Source organism: Amycolatopsis deserti (assembly GCF_014653945.1).
In the GTDB taxonomy this organism is placed as follows: Bacteria; Actinomycetota; Actinomycetes; order Mycobacteriales; family Pseudonocardiaceae; genus Amycolatopsis_E; species Amycolatopsis_E deserti.
This window is the reverse complement of the sequence record NZ_BNAU01000001.1, coordinates 1,108,612-1,123,128: the sequence shown is the minus strand read 5'-3', so window position 1 is coordinate 1,123,128 and position 14,517 is coordinate 1,108,612. Positions and strand designations below refer to the sequence as shown.

21 protein-coding genes and 3 pseudogenes are annotated in these 14,517 nt (G+C 73.2%); 12 read left to right on the top strand and 12 right to left on the bottom strand.

The features are described 5' to 3' along the window. The first annotated feature begins 36 nt into the window (after positions 1-36). The gene (locus IE290_RS05410; protein ID WP_191243346.1) at positions 37-549 is read left to right on the top strand and encodes a CGNR zinc finger domain-containing protein; all 513 of its coding nucleotides are present in this window, start codon (positions 37-39) and stop codon (positions 547-549) included. 17 nt (positions 550-566) lie between these two features. Next, positions 567-1,136, top strand: coding sequence for an AAA family ATPase (locus IE290_RS05405; protein WP_229874223.1), 570 nt, complete (start codon positions 567-569; stop codon positions 1,134-1,136). Here IE290_RS05405 and IE290_RS05400 read toward each other — a convergent pair. Further along, entirely contained in the window at positions 1,105-1,491 is a 387-nt protein-coding gene (locus IE290_RS05400) for a VOC family protein (RefSeq protein ID WP_191243345.1), read from the bottom strand. The genes IE290_RS05405 and IE290_RS05400 overlap by 32 nt on opposite strands. A 182-nt stretch (positions 1,492-1,673) precedes the next feature. Here IE290_RS05400 and IE290_RS05395 point away from each other — a divergent pair, with 182 nt between their 5' ends. Together IE290_RS05395 and IE290_RS38480 are read left to right on the top strand one after the other, a co-directional pair. Next, positions 1,674-2,006, top strand: coding sequence for a hypothetical protein (locus tag IE290_RS05395; protein ID WP_191243344.1), 333 nt, complete (start codon positions 1,674-1,676; stop codon positions 2,004-2,006). A gap of 80 nt (positions 2,007-2,086) precedes the next feature. Further along, positions 2,087-2,347 (top strand): annotated as a pseudogene (locus IE290_RS38480) (DUF1963 domain-containing protein); the annotation flags it as partial. 27 nt (positions 2,348-2,374) lie between these two features. Here the strand turns inward: IE290_RS38480 and IE290_RS05385 are convergent. Next, positions 2,375-2,674: pseudogene (locus tag IE290_RS05385) on the bottom strand (BTAD domain-containing putative transcriptional regulator); the annotation flags it as partial. 91 nt (positions 2,675-2,765) lie between these two features. Here IE290_RS05385 and IE290_RS05380 point away from each other — a divergent pair. Together IE290_RS05380 and IE290_RS05375 are read left to right on the top strand one after the other, a co-directional pair. Continuing rightward, entirely contained in the window at positions 2,766-3,275 is a 510-nt protein-coding gene (locus IE290_RS05380; RefSeq protein WP_191243343.1) for a DUF1990 domain-containing protein, read from the top strand. Between the two features lie 33 nt (positions 3,276-3,308). Further along, positions 3,309-3,989, top strand: coding sequence for a FadR/GntR family transcriptional regulator (locus tag IE290_RS05375; protein ID WP_191243342.1), 681 nt, complete (start codon positions 3,309-3,311; stop codon positions 3,987-3,989). On the opposite strand, the gene IE290_RS05370 is transcribed toward IE290_RS05375, so the two are convergent. From IE290_RS05370 to IE290_RS05355, 4 genes are all read right to left on the bottom strand, one after another. Continuing rightward, on the bottom strand, positions 3,975-4,580 hold the full coding sequence (locus tag IE290_RS05370; RefSeq protein WP_191243341.1) for a cysteine hydrolase family protein: 606 nt from the start codon (positions 4,578-4,580) through the stop codon (positions 3,975-3,977). The two genes, IE290_RS05375 and IE290_RS05370, sit on opposite strands and share 15 nt — an antisense overlap. Positions 4,581-4,591: 11 nt before the next feature. Continuing rightward, positions 4,592-5,377 (bottom strand): AraC family transcriptional regulator, encoded by a 786-nt coding sequence (locus IE290_RS05365; RefSeq protein ID WP_191243340.1) that lies wholly within the window; start codon positions 5,375-5,377, stop codon positions 4,592-4,594. Further along, entirely contained in the window at positions 5,370-6,137 is a 768-nt protein-coding gene (locus IE290_RS05360) for a putative protein N(5)-glutamine methyltransferase (RefSeq protein ID WP_191243339.1), read from the bottom strand. Before IE290_RS05360 ends, IE290_RS05365 begins: the two co-directional genes overlap by 8 nt. Positions 6,138-6,265: 128 nt before the next feature. Then, positions 6,266-6,592 carry an antibiotic biosynthesis monooxygenase family protein gene (locus IE290_RS05355; protein WP_191243338.1) on the bottom strand — a complete coding sequence of 109 codons (327 nt, stop codon included), beginning with the start codon at positions 6,590-6,592 and terminating at the stop codon, positions 6,266-6,268. 49 nt (positions 6,593-6,641) lie between these two features. On the opposite strand from IE290_RS05355, the gene IE290_RS05350 reads away from it, so the two are divergent. Further along, entirely contained in the window at positions 6,642-7,094 is a 453-nt protein-coding gene (locus IE290_RS05350; RefSeq protein ID WP_191243337.1) for a MarR family winged helix-turn-helix transcriptional regulator, read from the top strand. On the opposite strand, the gene IE290_RS05345 is transcribed toward IE290_RS05350, so the two are convergent. Continuing rightward, the gene (locus tag IE290_RS05345; RefSeq protein ID WP_191243336.1) at positions 7,060-7,416 is read right to left on the bottom strand and encodes a YybH family protein; all 357 of its coding nucleotides are present in this window, start codon (positions 7,414-7,416) and stop codon (positions 7,060-7,062) included. The genes IE290_RS05350 and IE290_RS05345 overlap by 35 nt on opposite strands. A gap of 89 nt (positions 7,417-7,505) precedes the next feature. Between IE290_RS05345 and IE290_RS05340 the strand changes: the two genes are divergently transcribed. Beyond that, complete coding sequence (locus tag IE290_RS05340) at positions 7,506-8,384, top strand: LysR family transcriptional regulator (protein WP_191243335.1); 879 nt, start codon at positions 7,506-7,508, stop codon at positions 8,382-8,384. Between the two features lie 333 nt (positions 8,385-8,717). On the opposite strand, the gene IE290_RS05335 is transcribed toward IE290_RS05340, so the two are convergent. From IE290_RS05335 to IE290_RS05320, 4 genes are all read right to left on the bottom strand, one after another. Beyond that, positions 8,718-9,434: a trimeric intracellular cation channel family protein gene (locus IE290_RS05335; RefSeq protein WP_191243334.1), complete on the bottom strand. Its 717-nt coding sequence runs from the start codon at positions 9,432-9,434 to the stop codon at positions 8,718-8,720. 32 nt (positions 9,435-9,466) lie between these two features. Further along, positions 9,467-9,697, bottom strand: coding sequence for a hypothetical protein (locus IE290_RS05330; protein ID WP_094002980.1), 231 nt, complete (start codon positions 9,695-9,697; stop codon positions 9,467-9,469). A gap of 62 nt (positions 9,698-9,759) precedes the next feature. Continuing rightward, positions 9,760-10,758: an ADP-ribosylglycohydrolase family protein gene (locus IE290_RS05325; protein WP_191243333.1), complete on the bottom strand. Its 999-nt coding sequence runs from the start codon at positions 10,756-10,758 to the stop codon at positions 9,760-9,762. Next, positions 10,755-11,465, bottom strand: a complete 711-nt coding sequence (locus tag IE290_RS05320; protein ID WP_191243332.1) for an NUDIX hydrolase — start codon at positions 11,463-11,465, stop codon at positions 10,755-10,757. Before IE290_RS05320 ends, IE290_RS05325 begins: the two co-directional genes overlap by 4 nt. 52 nt (positions 11,466-11,517) lie before the next feature. Between IE290_RS05320 and IE290_RS37715 the strand changes: the two genes are divergently transcribed. From IE290_RS37715 to IE290_RS37705, 3 genes and pseudogenes are all read left to right on the top strand, one after another. Beyond that, on the top strand, positions 11,518-12,045 hold the full coding sequence (locus tag IE290_RS37715; RefSeq protein ID WP_229874221.1) for a helix-turn-helix domain-containing protein: 528 nt from the start codon (positions 11,518-11,520) through the stop codon (positions 12,043-12,045). Then, positions 11,985-12,503, top strand: a pseudogene (locus tag IE290_RS38475) (phosphotriesterase family protein); the annotation flags it as partial. The gene IE290_RS37715 and the pseudogene IE290_RS38475, both read left to right, overlap by 61 nt. Positions 12,504-12,546: 43 nt before the next feature. After that, a complete protein-coding gene (locus IE290_RS37705; RefSeq protein WP_268246324.1) occupies positions 12,547-12,990 on the top strand; it encodes a phosphotriesterase family protein in 444 nt (147 codons plus the stop codon). Positions 12,991-13,216: 226 nt separating this feature from the next. Here IE290_RS37705 and IE290_RS05305 read toward each other — a convergent pair whose 3' ends face one another. Then, positions 13,217-13,567: a winged helix-turn-helix transcriptional regulator gene (locus IE290_RS05305; protein WP_191243331.1), complete on the bottom strand. Its 351-nt coding sequence runs from the start codon at positions 13,565-13,567 to the stop codon at positions 13,217-13,219. A gap of 76 nt (positions 13,568-13,643) precedes the next feature. Here IE290_RS05305 and IE290_RS05300 point away from each other — a divergent pair, with 76 nt between their 5' ends. After that, positions 13,644-14,492, top strand: a complete 849-nt coding sequence (locus IE290_RS05300) for an MBL fold metallo-hydrolase (protein WP_191243330.1) — start codon at positions 13,644-13,646, stop codon at positions 14,490-14,492. The last annotated feature ends 25 nt before the right edge of the window (positions 14,493-14,517 follow it).

Here is a 14,517-nt window from a genome sequence, read left to right as displayed (position 1 = left end):
ATGAGTCAACGCATTAGTTTGGTAGGGTGGCCGTCGATGACCGAACCACTGGCCGTCGCCTTCGCCAACACTCGCTCTTCCGCCGGGCGGGACCGCATCGCGACCGTCGACCGCTTGCGGGCGTGGGCCCGGCCCTGGCCCGCCCTGGCCGCGTGCGTGCCGAGGATGCCGGCGGGCGAGCTGCCGGACGTCCTCGCGCTACGGGACGCCACGCAGACGGTCCTGCACCGGATCGCGGCCGGCGAGTCCCCTCCGGCGGCGGAATTGGAGTTCGCCACCTGGCCCGGCCTCGCCCGCGCGGAGTTCCGCGTGCGGCCCGCGGCCGGTGGTGTCGCGGTGGACGACGCCGGCCCGGAGGCCGTCCGGCAGCTGCTCAGCCGGGCGGTCGTCGACTTCCTGCTCGGCCAGCAGCTCACCGACCTGCGGCGGTGTGAGGGCGGCGGCTGTCACAAGGTCTTCGTCTCCGCCCGGGCCGACCGCCGGTGGTGCGACAGCCGGGTCTGCGGCAACCGCGCCCGCGTCGCCGCCCACGCACGACGCAGCCGCTGACCTGCCGGGAGGTTGTCGTGTCCGCACCGTCCGAGCAGGCGATCGTCCTGCTCACCGGCATCCAGGCGGCGGGCAAGTCCACCGTCGCGCAGATGCTCGCCGAGCGGCTGCCCCGCTCGGTGCACGTGCGCGGGGACGGGTTCCGCCGGATGATCGTCAACGGGCGCGCCGACATGAGCCCGCACCCTTCCGCCGAAGCGGTCCGGCAGCTGCGCCTGCGTCACCGCCTCACCGCGTCCACGTGCGACGCCTACTTCGACGCCGGGTTCACGGTGGTCGCGCAGGACGTCGTGCTCGCCGGGCACCTTGGTGAAATGGCCGGGCTGATCCGGCGGCGGCCGCTGCTGGTGGTCGTGCTCGCGCCGCAGCCGGAAGCCATCGCCGCGCGCGAGAAGGGGCGCGGCAAGACCGCCTACGACGGCTGGGCGATCACCCAGCTCGACACGGTGCTCCGACGGGACACGCCCCGTCTCGGGCTCTGGCTCGACACCACGGACCAGTCCCCCGCCGACACGGTCGACGAGATCCTCGCCCGCGCCTGGACCGAAGCGCGCGTCAGCTCCGCACGTTCTCCCACAGCCCGATGACGTTGCCCTCGGTGTCGGTGAAGTACGCGTAGAACCCCATGTCCGGGATCTCGGTGCGCCCGACCAGCTTCGACCCGCCGAGCTGCTCGACCTTCTGCAGCGTCTCGTCGATGCTCGCCACGTCGATGGTGATCACCGGGTTCTTCGGCGCCGATTCCGCGCGCGCGAACATGCCGCCGTTGATGAACCCGGGCTCGCTCGGCATGCCCTGCTCGGAGGTCGGGCCCGTGGCCACCACCGTGTAGTTCATGTCGGGCATCTCCGTGACGTTCCAGCCGAACGCCTCGCGGTAGAAGCCGCGCGCGCGTTCGCCGTCGTCGAACGGGATTTCGAAGTGGACGATCTTGCCGCTCATCGCCGTCTCCTGCCGTGGCTCGATTGGGGCCACCGACGCTAGGCCCGGGCGCCGGGGCGCGGCCAGAGGATTTGGTCCCGCCGTCACCCGGTCAGGTCGTTCTGGTGCCCCGGTCGTGTGTCCGGCACGCCGTGGGCCGCCCCGCGACCGAGCATGGGAGCGACGACGCGAAAGGACGTGCGATGGCGACCAAGCTGCAGAGCCGCTGGCGGCGCCTCCTCGAGCCGCGGCCGGCCTGGGAGGACGCGGACGACCTGGACAACCTCGCGTTCGACCCGCCCCGCGAGTCGCTGAAAGACCACAGCGACTGCCCGATCGCCCCCTGCTGCGACGGCTGCGGCGCGACGGAGGACCTGCGGGTGGCCACGTCGGTGTTCAGCCGCCCCGACGGCTACGACGTCGCCTGCGCGACGGTGTGCCCGCGCTGCGCCGGGCGCCCGTTCCTGTTCCTGCTGACCGAGCAGCAGCTGCGCTGCGCGTTCGACGCGCACAGCACGCATCTCCCGCGTCCCTGAGACGAGGCAGGCCTGGCACGCCGACGCCCTGTCTCGGCGTCCGGTCCCGTCTGGAGGAGCGCGGCGCACCCGCCTGGGCGATGACCCCGGCCTGCCCGCGGAAGGACGCTTTTCCGCTGTCCCGCAGGCGGACGGACCTTCGTGCCCTGGGAGTCCGCCACCGTAGATTCGCTCGGGATGACCTTCGAGAAACCCTTGAGCCCGGCGATGACGAGCCCACCATCGACCGGCTGCCCGGGCACCCCGATCCGCAGGTCGACACTGAGGACAACGCGAACATGCTGTGGGGCGACTGCGGCCGGTTGTTCTTCTGGATCAAGCACGACGACCTCGTGGCCCGGGCGTGGGACCGGTGCGAGGCGATCCAGTTCGGGCACCAGCTCGGCGTGGCGGCCCAGGGCGAGGTCGGCCTCGACGCGGCTTTCGGTGGCGGCCAGGCGGAGCTCGTCCAGGTGGGCGGTCTCGGCCTCGGCGAACAGCGGTGCGTGGAGGTCTTCGAGCACCGGTCCCCGCCACAGCGCGAGCGCCTGCCGCAGCAGCGTGGCTGCCCGAGGCCGAGCGCCTCCCGCCGGAGCCCGACGAGCTGTTCGGGATCGGCGAGCAGGCCGTATCCGGAGTGGCGGATGACCAGGGCGTCGGCCGCCCCGATCCTGGTGAGGTGGTCCCACCGGATTCGGCCGCCGCGCTGGTTCGGGGCGTCATCACAGCGAACTACGTCGGGAACGGTTTATCCGGGAGAGGCGCGGCTAGGTTCAGGTGGTGCTGGACGGACTGCGGGGAGCCCCCTTCTCCTACGCCGAGGTGGGGCGCACCCGGGGCGAGCTGCCCCCGGGCTACCGCCACCTGCGGCGCCGTGCGGTGGTCGGCCGGGGCCGGGACCGGTTCGAGGAAGCGGCTCGGATCCTCCTCGGCTGGGGTGTGCAGCGCGGGGCGGGGCTGCGGGTTCACCCCTCCGGGGAGGTCGTGTCCGAAGGTGCTCTCGCGCTTCTCCGCGCGGGGCTCGCGCCGGTGCGGATCACCGCCCCGGTTCGGGTGGTGTACGTGGTGGACGAGCGCGAGCGGCGGGGATTCGCCTACGGCACGTTGCCGGGCCATCCCGTGGCCGGCGAGGAAGCCTTCGTCGTGGAACTGGGGCCCGACGAGACCGTCACGTTCACGATCACGGCGTTCTCCCGGCCGGCGTCCCTGCTCGCGCGGCTCGCCGGGCCGGTGGGGCGCGCGGTCCAGTACTGGATGACCGGGCGGTACCTCCGCGCGCTCCGCGCCTGAGTCCTCAGACGTCTGCGGTGCTACCGTGCGCCCATGACGGAGCTGCGCCGTGGACCGGTCGTGCCCCAGGTGGCGAACCTGCTGAGGCAGCGGCTCCAGCGCGGCGACTGGCGGCCCGGCGACCGGCTGCCCAACGAGGTCCAGCTCGCCGCCGAGTTCGGTGTCGGGCGGTCGTCGGTGCGGGAAGCGGTCCGGCTGCTGGTCCAGGACGGGCTCCTGGACGTCCGGCACGGCTCGGGCACGTTCGTCGCCGCCGGGACGGCCGACACCGGCGACGTGCGGCGGCTGGTGCGGCGCGCGCGGGTGCTCGAGGTGTACGAGGTCCGCCGCGCGCTGGAGGTCGAGGCGGCACGGCTCGCGGCGCGGCGGGTGCGACCGGAGGACGTCGAGCGCCTGCGCGTCGGCCTGCGGAAACGACAGGACGAGCGCGGCGCGGACCCGGCGGTGTTCGTCGAGGCCGACCTGGCCTTCCACCGGGCGGTCGTGGAGTTGTCCGGCAACGCGCTGCTGCTCAGCCTGTTCACGGCCGCCGAGCCGGTGCTGCGCGACACCCTGACCGACCTGGTCCGCCACGAGACCCAGCTGCCGGACTCCTCCGCCGCCCACGCCGACCTCCTGGACGCCCTCGAACGCAACGACGCCGACGCGGCTGTGGCCGCCACGGTCGCCAACCTGGAACCCGTGCTCCGCGGCCTCCGCTCAGCTCTCCCCTAGTCCGGCCAGAACCTCGGCGGTCGTCAGGCAGGCGATGCCCATCCCCGCCAGCTCGCGGTCGGCGGCCTCCGCCCATCCGGAGATCGCGTCGCGCACCGCGACCGTGCGGAAGTCCCGTTCGGTCGCGTCGACCAGCGTCGAGCGCGGGCAGTTCGGGTAGTTGCAGCCCGCCACCACCACGGTCGTCACCGCCGCCGCCCGCAGGTGCTCCCGTAGCCGCGTGCCGAAGAACGCCCTCCACCGCGGCTTGTACATCGCATGTTCCCCCGGCTCGAACTCCTGGAACTCGCCCGCCAGGAGCCGCTCGTGGTCGAGTTCGCCGCCGAGACCGTCCGCGAGCTGCGAGCCCGCCGACCCCGGCACCACGCCGCGGGACCGGGAGGCGCGCCGGCTCAGGTCGGCGTTGCTGCCGTCGGCCAAGTACAGGCGCACGACGTGCACGACCGGGCGTCCCGCGGCCCGGAACGCCCCGGTCAGCCGTCGCACGGCGGGGAGCACCGCCCGGGTGCCGGGGATGTCCAGGAAATCGTGCTGCAGGTCGATCGTCAGCAGCGCGCTGCGCGAGAACTCCGGCCGGGTGTAGTCGTCCATGTCAGGCGAGGTTAGGAGCCGCGGCGCCGCCCGGCTTGTACGTCGTTGCGCGCGAAACTGCCTGGGGTGGCGGCGAACGCGCGGCGGAAGTGCCGGTGCAGGTGGGACTGGTCGTGGAATCCGCTCTCCGCCGCGGCCCGCGCGACCGGGTGTCCCGCGGCGAGCAGCTGCTGCGCGTGCCGCAGGCGCAGTTGCAGCAGATAGCCGTGCGGGGTCACGCCAGTGGCGCGCCGGAACGCGCGCAGGAGCCGGAACCGCGGCATTCCCGCCAGCGCCGCGAGTTCGTCGAGGCTCGGGGTGTGCTGGAGATCGGCGGCCAGCGCGCGCCGCACACGGCGGACCACCGCGGGTTCCTCCGGCTCCGGCACCGAGACCCCGGCATACCGCGCCAGCACGTCGGAAAGCGCTTCCTCCGTGGCCGCCAACGGTGATCCGGCGCGGTGCAGGCGGACCAGCCGCCGGGCGAGGCCGGAGTCGTGCGGGGTGACCGCGGTGAACCGCGGCCGGTGCCCGGCCAGTTCCGTCAGGAGCGCGGCCGGGACGTAGAAGACGCGGTAGTCCCAGCCCTCGTCGGTCGCCGGGCGTCCGGCGTGAATGGTCTCGGCGTCGATGAGCAGCAGGCTGCCCGCGGGCACGTGCTCGGTGCCGCCGCGGTAGCGCACCGCCTCGACACCGCGTTCCACGGCCGCGATCGCGTACTCGCCGTGGGCGTGCGGCACGAAGTGGTGGCTGCGGAACGACGCGGTGACCAGCCGGATCCCCGCCGGCCCGTACCGGTGCTCGACCCGGTCAGTCACGACGGGCCACGAGCGCGGTCGCGTCCAGTTCGTCCGAGGTCACCACGCGCGGGACCAGCCCGGCGCCGCTGGCGGCGCGGACGAGTGCCGGCGCCTGGCGTTCGCTGGTCTCGATCAGGAGGTGCCCACCCAGCGCGAGCCAGGCCGGGGCGCCGGCGACGACTCGGCGGGCGATGTCCAGGCCATCGGCGCCGCCGTCGAGTGCGAGCTGCGGTTCGTGCAGGCGCGCTTCCGGTGGCATCAGCGCGACCGCGCCGGTGGGCACGTACGGCACGTTCACGACCAGCAGGTCCACGCGCCCGCGCAGCCCATCCGGCAGCGCGGAGTACAGGTCGCCTTCGTGGACCTCGCCCGGGACGTTGCGGCGCGCGCACCGCACCGCCGCGGGGTCGAGGTCCGCGGCGTACAGCTCGACGAGGTCGAGTTCGGCGGCCAGCGCCGCGCCCAGCGCGCCGGAACCGCAGCACAGGTCCACCGCCACCGGGCGTGGCGGGGCCACCCGCACCGCCTCCTCGACCAGCAGCTCGGTGCGGCGCCGGGGCACGAACACGCCCGGCTCGACGTGGATGCGCAGGCCGCGGAACCCGGCCCAGCCGAGGACCTGTTCGAGCGGTTCACCGGCGACCCGCCGGGCGGCCAGGCCGTCCAGCTCGGCCGGGCCGGACGCGGCCTCCAGCAGCAGACGGGCCTCATCCTCGGCGAACACACAGCCGGCCGCCCGCAGACGGCTCACGAGAACGGTTTCGACATCGACGGACACGACAAAGCGCCTTTCAGGGAAACGGGCGCCCGCGACTCACTCGTCGCCGGAGGGGAGCACCCGGGTTGCCGGAACGGAAACGGGTCTCACCTCCTCGGTCGGTCGTGTGATCACCGTACCGCGTCGCCTCAGCGGCAGTGCACGGAGGCGACGCGGTACAGCACCGGCTCGAAGGAGCCGATCCGCGCGGCCGCGCGCATGTGCTCCTGGCATTCCGGGTTGGCGAGCATCGCCTGGAACGCCTCCTCGCTCTCCCACTGCGCGTAGTTGGCGACGTGGGTGCCGTCGAGGCTGGCGTGGATGTTGGCCGCGATGAACCCAGGTTGGTGCCGCATGACCTGCTCGGTCGCCTGGTCGAGCACGTCGATGAGCTCCTGCTGGCGCTCGGGCGCCACCGTGAACTGGTTGATCAGCGTGGTGATCCCGGCGGTGGCGTCGATGGTGGAGACGGGCATGGCTTCCTCCTCATGTCAGGACCCTTACATCATGTGTAAGGTACCTGACATGAGTCAAGGGGGCGTCACCGGCCGGCCCGGTTACCTCGTCAAGCGGGTCCAGCAGCTGTTCCGCCAGGCCGGCGACGAGCGCCTGCGCGCGGCCGGGCTCTCGATGGCCCAGTACGCGGTGCTCCGCCAGCTGGCCGACCACCCGGAGGTCTCCTCCGCCGAGCTCGCCCGGCTGTGCTTCGTCACCCGGCAATCCCTCGGCGAGGTGCTCGCCGGGCTGCGCCGCGCCGGCCTGGTCACCGTCAGCGAAGGCGCCTCCGGCCGGGTGCGCCCGGTGCGCCTGAGCGACACCGGGCGCGCCCGGCTGGCCGAGGCCGAGGCGGCGGTCGCCGACGTCGAGGACCGGATGCTCGCCGGGCTCGGCGACGGCGACCGGCGGCGCCTGGCCGAGCTTCTCGCCCGCTGCGCGGACAACCTCACTCCGGGCGGCGGATCTCCGGACGGTCGATGATCCGCAGCCAGGTGCCGTCCGGCTGCCGCCGCGCGACCTGCACCCGTCCCCCGGTGCCGTCGGCCGGCTTGGTCGAGCACAGCGCCAGGTCGCCGTAGTAGATCGTCGGCATCGGCTCCTCGACCTGGAACTCGCCGCCGTGCTCCACCAGGCGCTCCAGCACCTCGCGGATCGCGTCGCGGCCCACGGTCTGCGAGCCGGGTGGGAACGCCAGCACCGCGTCCTCGGCGTACAGCTCGGACAGCGCCTTCGCGTCCCGGGCGTTGGCGCGCTCCACGAACATCACGGCCAGGTCTTCGGGGGTGGTGGCCTTGTCGATCACTTTCTCGCTCCTTTCGACTGACTCCAGCGTGGCTCGTCCACACCCAGAAGTCCAAGAGCTGGCAAGTCTCGCTACTAGAATCAACGGTTATGGAACTGCGTCAGCTCGAGTACTTCGTGACGGTCGCCGAAGAGGGCAACTTCACCCGCGCCGCCGAGCGCGTGCACGTGGCGCAGCCGGGCGTCTCGGCGCAGGTCCGGCGCCTGGAACGGGAGCTCGGGCACGAGCTGCTGGACCGTTCCGGGCGGACGGTCCGGCTCACCGAGGTCGGCGCCGCCGTCCTGCCCTACGCGCGGGCGGCGCTGGCCGCGGTCGCCGGGGCGCGGCTGGTCGCCGACGAGTTCCGCGGGCTCGTCCGGGGCAAGGTCGCGTTCGGCATGGTCACCTCGCACAGCTTCGACGTGCCCGCGCTGCTCGCGGCCTTCCACGACGAGCACCCGGGCGTGGAGATCACGCTCGTCGAAGGGCGCTCCGAGCAGCTGACCGAGGACATCCGCGGCGGACGCCTGGACGCGGCGATCGTCAGCCTCGCCACCGACGAACGACCCCCCGGCCTGGACGTCCTGGTCCTCACCAACCAGGCCATCACCGCCGCGGTCGGCCTGGATGACGAGTGGGCCGGGCGCGCCGAAGTCCCGCTGGCGCAGCTGCGCGAGCGCCCGCTGATCAGCCTGCCCGAAGGCACCGGGTTGCGGGCGCGGCTGGACGAGGCGTGCGCCGCGCAGGGGCTGACGCCGCGGATCGGGTTCGAGGCCGGGCACCCCACGGTGCTGGCCGACCTCGCCGCCCGCGGGCTGGGCGTGGCGATCCTGCCCGAGTCGGTGTCCACGACCCGGCCCGACCTGCACGCGATCACGATCACCGATCCGCCGCTGCGGGGCTGCCTGGCCCTCGCCTGGCGGGCGGCGGGCCCGGTGAGCCCGGCGGCGCGGGTGTTCCTCGACCGCGCCCGCGCCACGCTGCGATGAGGTCGGCTTTCCTGCCCCGCCCGCAGCGTGAACTCGATGGCCCGGCGCGCCGCGAGGTGATCGACACGCTGCGGGACCTCAACCTGGAGCCCGTCGCGCCCGCAGAGGAGTGCCGCGACGTCGGCCGGGTCGAAACCTTCACGGGGCGTCAGCTCCCCGGGGTCGTGGCTGGCGACCAGCAAGCCGCCTCGTCGGCGCCCCGCCACGGGCGACTCGCGCGGCTACCCAGGTCGCCGAGTTCGACACCCACCTGCCGTACTGGTTCGGCAACGCCGACACCGCCCCGGGCGAGTTCCTCGGCCCGCAGGGCGAGCGCTTCCACCTCCGGGCGCGCTACCGGCCCTCCTGACCCTCCGGCGGGTTGCGCCGCACCCGGCGGCTGCGCCACGCGCTCGCCAGCCGGGAATGCGGCTGCCACTCCAGCCCGTTGGGCAGGTTCCAGCCGAACTTCACCGCCGCCAGCCGGAACAGCAACGCCCCCACCACCCCGGCCACGACACCCACCAGCGGGGCGCCCAGGTAGTGGCACACCACCATGGTGGCCGCCACGGCCGCCGCGACCGTGCCGTACAGCGCGTTGCCGCCGAACACCGCCGGCACTCGCCGCAGCATGATGTCCCGCAGCGCGCCGCCACCGACCGCCGTCGTCGTGCCCAGCAGGATCGCCGGCAGCCAGCCCAGCCCGGTGGCCAGCGTCTTCTGCGCCCCGGTGACCGCCCAGAACCCGATCACCGCCGCGTCCAGCGCCGTGAACAGCTTGTCCCACGCGCTCTCGCTGATCGAGATCACGAACGACAGCAGCGCACCGGCCAGCGCGGTCGGCAGGTAGGCGTAGTCGGTCAGCGCGACCGGCGTGCCGTGCTGCAGCAGCGTGTCCCGGATGACCCCGCCGCCCAGCCCGGACACGCTGCCCACCACCAGGAACCCGAACAGGTCCAGCCGCTCGCTCCGCGCGATCGCGCCGCCGAGGATCGCGCACGCGAACACGCCCGCCAGGTCGAGGTAACGCGTGATCTGGTTGATCGCCTCGACCGCCGTTCCACCCGCCATACCGGGCACCCTAGTCCGCAGTGGACGGACGATCAGGACACGGCGAGGCACTCCGCGCAGCGCGGCACCCGCTCTCCGCCGGGCACGTGCTCGATCGCCGTCCAGATGCGCCGCCGCTCACCGCACCGCGCGATCCGGTACCCCAGGTAGGGCTGCTCGTCGGCGAACAGGTGCGCGCGCCGCTCGTCGGCGAACGGAGCCGGCACGTCCGGCACGAACCACGGCAGCGCCTCGAACAGGCTGAGCTGGTCCTTCGCCTTCACCGTGGCTCCTCCACGCGTCGTGCTCCTGCGTGGACGGTACCCGCCGGGTACGACGAAACCTCCTAGGCCGGGTCCCACTTCGCGCCGAGCGCGAGCAGCTCGTCGCGGTGCTCCAGCCGCTCAACCCACGCATCCGGCCAGGCCTCGCCGCCGTGGTGGGCCCCGGCGAACGCGCCGGCCAGCGCGGCGATCGAGTCCGAGTCCCCGCAGGTGCAGGCGGCGCGCCGCAGCGCCATCACCGGTTCGCCGGGGAAGAGCAGGAAACACAGCAGGGCGGTGGCCAGCGCTTCCTCGGCGACCCAGCCTTCACCCGTGGCCAGGCACGGGTCGGCCTCCGGGTCCGCGGTACGCACCGCCGCGTCCACCCGGTCCAGGGCGGCCAGGCACTCGTCCCAGCCGCGGGCGATGAACTCCCTCGACGAGGCGTCCCCGGCACGCGTCCACAGCTCACCCAGCCACCGCTCGTGGTACGTCTCGCGATGCCGGGAGGCGTAGTCGCGCAACGCGTCGAGCAGACCGGCCGGTTCGGCGCCCTGGGCCAGCAGGTGCACGGCGTGCGCGGTGAGATCGGCAGCAGCCAGGCCGGTGGGGTGCCCGTGGGTGAGGGCCGCCTGCAACTGGGCCGCGCCCGCGCGCTGCTCCTCGCCGATCCCGGGCAGCAGGCCCAGCGGCGTGACCCGCATGTTCGCGCCGCACCCCTTCGAGGTGATCTGACTGGCCTCCGCCCAGGGGTGGCCGGCTTCCAGGAGGCGGCAGGCCCGCAGGCAGGTGGCGCCGGGAGCGCGGTTGTTGTCCGGCGAGCGCAGCCAGGCGACGAACGCCGCCCGCAGCGGCGGCTCGAACCGCTCCGGCTCCAGCTCCCCCTGCACGGCGGCGCGCGCGACGGCCAGCGCCATCTGGGTGTCGTCGGTGATCCACGCGACGGGCGCGAGCAGGTCCATCTCGCGCCACGGACCGTGCGTGGCGAGGATCGAGGGCACCTGCTGGAACTCCGTCGGCGCGCCGAGCGCGTCGCCCAGGGCGAGGCCCAGCAGCGAGCCGGTGGCCGGTGTCCTGGTCATGAACGTGGTCCTTCCGTCGGTCGGAGCAGCGGCGGGTGCAGGACGGCGGCGCCACCGGCCCGGTACAGCGCGGCGGGTTTGCCGCGCCCGCCGGTGAGCCGGGAGGCGCCCGCCACCGGCGTGACGAACCCCCGGGTGGCGAGCACTTTGCGCCGGAAGTTCGCGGGGTCGAGACCGGTGCCCCACACCGCCTCGTAGACCCGCCGCAGCTCGCCGAGGGTGAACTCGGGCGGGCAGAAGGCCGTGGCCAGGGCGGTGCGCTCCAGCTTCCCGCCGATCCGGTCGCGGGCGTCGGCCAGGATGCGGTCGTGGTCGAAGGCGAGCGGCCCGTGCTCCCCGCACGGCAGCCACGCGGCACGGGCCGCGTCGCCGCCGCCGGCGGGCTCGGGCGCGTCGGGCACCAGCGCGGCGAAGGCGACCGACACGACCCGCATCCGCGGGTCCCGGTCCGGCTCGCTGTAGGTGCGCACCTGCTCCAGGTGCAGACCCGCGACCTCGGCGAGCCCGGTCTCCTCGGCCAGCTCCCGCCGGGCCGCGGCCTCCGCGGACTCCTCCGGCCGGAGGAACCCGCCCGGCAGCGCCCACCACCCCGCGAACGGCTCCCCGCCCCGCTCCACGAGCAGGATCCGCAGCCGGCCCGCGGTCACGGTGAACACCGCGAGGTCGACCGTGACCGCGAACGGCTCGTAGGCGTGCTTGTCGTACATCCGCCCCCTTATTGGTCAGTATGACTATAAACGATGCCCACGATCGGCACTCGTGACACGCCGAACCCACCGAACTGGCCGGGATGCCGCCGCCCGCGACAGCGTCGCCCGGGCGGCCGACAGCGGCTTCTACGACCAGGCTCACCTGCACCGCCATTTCCGCCGGACGTTCGCCACAACTCCGGGCAGTTCGCCTGTGCCAGACGGGCACGCAACGACGTACAAGGCAGCCCCGTCGGCGAGCCGTAACGTGCGCCGGGTGACCAAGAAAGCTTCTTCCCAGGACCCGGTGCCCGGCACCGGACAGATCGTCCCGGCTGTGGCCAGGCTGACACGCGCGTTCCGGGACGCACGACGGCCCGTCGCGCACATGGTCCGGCTCTACCTGCCCGATGGCAGCAACGCCGACATCTGCCGCCGGTCGCTTATCGCCTCCGGCGCCCGCCTGGTGATCGCCGAGGACGCGACATCGGGTTTCGGCGAGTCGGCCCGGCCGGAGATGACCCGGGTCGCGGCCGGGTGCCTGACCGTCACTGCGATCGAAAGGCTCCTTCGGGGCGGCGGAGAGGCGGCCGCGTGAGGGGCCTGGTCCGCACCGTGCGAGGTGACCTACCACTCGGCGAGCTGGGGGTGACCGACGCCCATGACCACCTGCTGCTCGAGTCCCCTGTGATCCCCGGCAGGCCGCTCAGCCGGCGGTCCGCCGCATCGGCCATGGCACAGGACTTCACGGCGACCGGCGGCCAGGCCCTCGTGCAGTGGACCCCGCCGGGAATGGGCCGCCACGCCGCCTGGCTGCCCGGCATCTCCGAGCAGACAGGCGTCCACATCATCGCCGCCACCGGCGTGCACCAGGCACGCCACTACACCACCGGCGGAGGCCCGCCGCGCTGGCCCGCCACTCTCGGCGCGGCCGAGCTTGCCGAACTGTTCACCGAGGAACTCACCATCGGCATGCGCGGCGACGACGGCGTGCCGGACCCGGCCGGTGCGCCGTGCGCGGGCGTGATCAAGGTGGCGGCCGGTTACCACGGCACGGACGAGCACGAACGCCAGGCGCTGGCCGCAGCCGGAGCCGCTCATCAGGCCACCGGGCGCACCGGTCTGCGTCCATCTCGAACTGGGCACCCACGGCCTGGCGGTGCTCGCCGCACTGGACGCCGCCGGCGTGCCGCCCGGGAACGTGGTACTGGGTCATCTCGCCCGCAACCCGGACTACCATCTGCACGCCGAGCTGGCCGCCTCCGGCGCCTACCTCGCCTACGACGGCCCTCGCCGCGATACTCACGCCACCGACTGGATGCTCGGCAACCTGATCCACGCGATGCTCGAGGCCGGACACGCCGACCGGATCCTGCTCGGCGCCGACACCCCCACCGCCGACCGCCTCGACCCCAACGGCAGCCCCGGCCCAGCGGCCCTGCTCAACGACACAGCCGCCGCGCTGACCCGCCGCGTCGGCGAGGATGCCATGCACACGATCTTGGCGGTCAATCCAGGCCGCGCGTTCGCATGGCGCGGGTAGGCCGCCAACCGCTTGCAGATCTGGGGCTCGATACCGGGCGTGGTGGCGTGAGAGCAGCCGCTCGAGCACGTCCCCTCGAAATGCCGCCGGCCCAGCTTCCCCGGATGCGTTGCCCGGGGTTTTCTCCTCGAACACCTTCACGCACCGCTCGTCGCGCGAGAGCCCCTTCAACTCCTCATTCGTGTACATCCGCCCGAAATGTCCCGGATACGACGGCGACCCCCGGTCAACGGCTCGCCGGGAGTTCGATCCACTCCAGTGCCCACTGGTTGAGTTCCAGCAGCACCTTGCCGAGGGCCGCGCCCTTCTCGGTCAACCGGTAGTCGATCCGCACCGGGGTGCTCGCGTGCACGGTGCGCTCGACCAGTCCGTCGGCTTCCAGGTCCTTCAGGCGCTGCGACAGCAGCTTGTCGGTCATGCCCGGAACCGCGCTGGAGATGTCGCTGAACCGGGTGGCCCCGGCCAGGAGCGCGCGCAACACGGTCGCGGCCCAGCGACGGCCCAGCATGTCCATCGCCGACGCGAAGTACGGGCAGTACGGCCGGATCGACTCGGCGTCCAGCTCCCGATGTGTCATGGCTCACTCCTCGGCGATCCACATGAGGAAAGTACCTATCTTAATGATAGCTACTAGCTTGATCGAGGAGCAGAATATGCCCGAGCCCCGTCCCGCCGCGCTGTCGTTCGACGTCTTCGTGTCCGAGCCCATCCCCACCACCGGCACGCTCCCCACCGGGCAGCCGCAGCTGTGGTCGCCGCTGTCGACGACGCTCATCTCGGGCGCGACCGACGCGGTGCTGGTCGACCCGCCGTTCACGGTCGAGCAGACCCGGCGGGTCGGTGACTGGGTCGAGCGCTCCGGCAAACGCCTGACGCACATCTACGTCACGCACGCCCATGGCGATCACTGGTTCGGTGCGGCGGCGCTCACCGAGCGCTTCCCCGGCGTGACGGTGCACGCCACCGAAGGCACCGTCGCCCTCATGCACGCCTCCGCGTCCGGACGGCGGAAAGCGTTCTGGGACAAGCTCTTTCCCGGGCAGATCCCCGAACCCCGGGTGACCGCGCGGCCGCTGGCGGCCGAAGCCCTGGTGCTGGACGGGCATCCGCTGGTCCCGGTCGAGGTCGGTCACAGCGACTGCGACGACTCCACCGTGCTGCACGTGCCCGACCTCGGACTGGTCGTCGCGGGCGACGTCGCCTACAACAACGTGCACCAGTACCTCGCCGACGGCGGGCTCGACGGCGGCATCGACTCCTGGCTGCGCGCCCTCGACAAGGTGCGGGACCTGGCGCCCACGGCCGTGGTCGCCGGCCACAAGGACCCGGCCCGCGCTGACGATCCCGCCATCCTCGACGAGACCGCCGACTACCTGCGCACCGCCCAGCGGGTGCTGGCCGGGAAACCCGCGCCACGCGAGTTCTTCGACGAGATGGTCCGGCGCTACCCGGACCGGGTCAACCCGGGCACCGTCTGGCTGAACGCGCAGAGGCTGGCGTGATGCGGAAACCGTCCCGAGACCAACG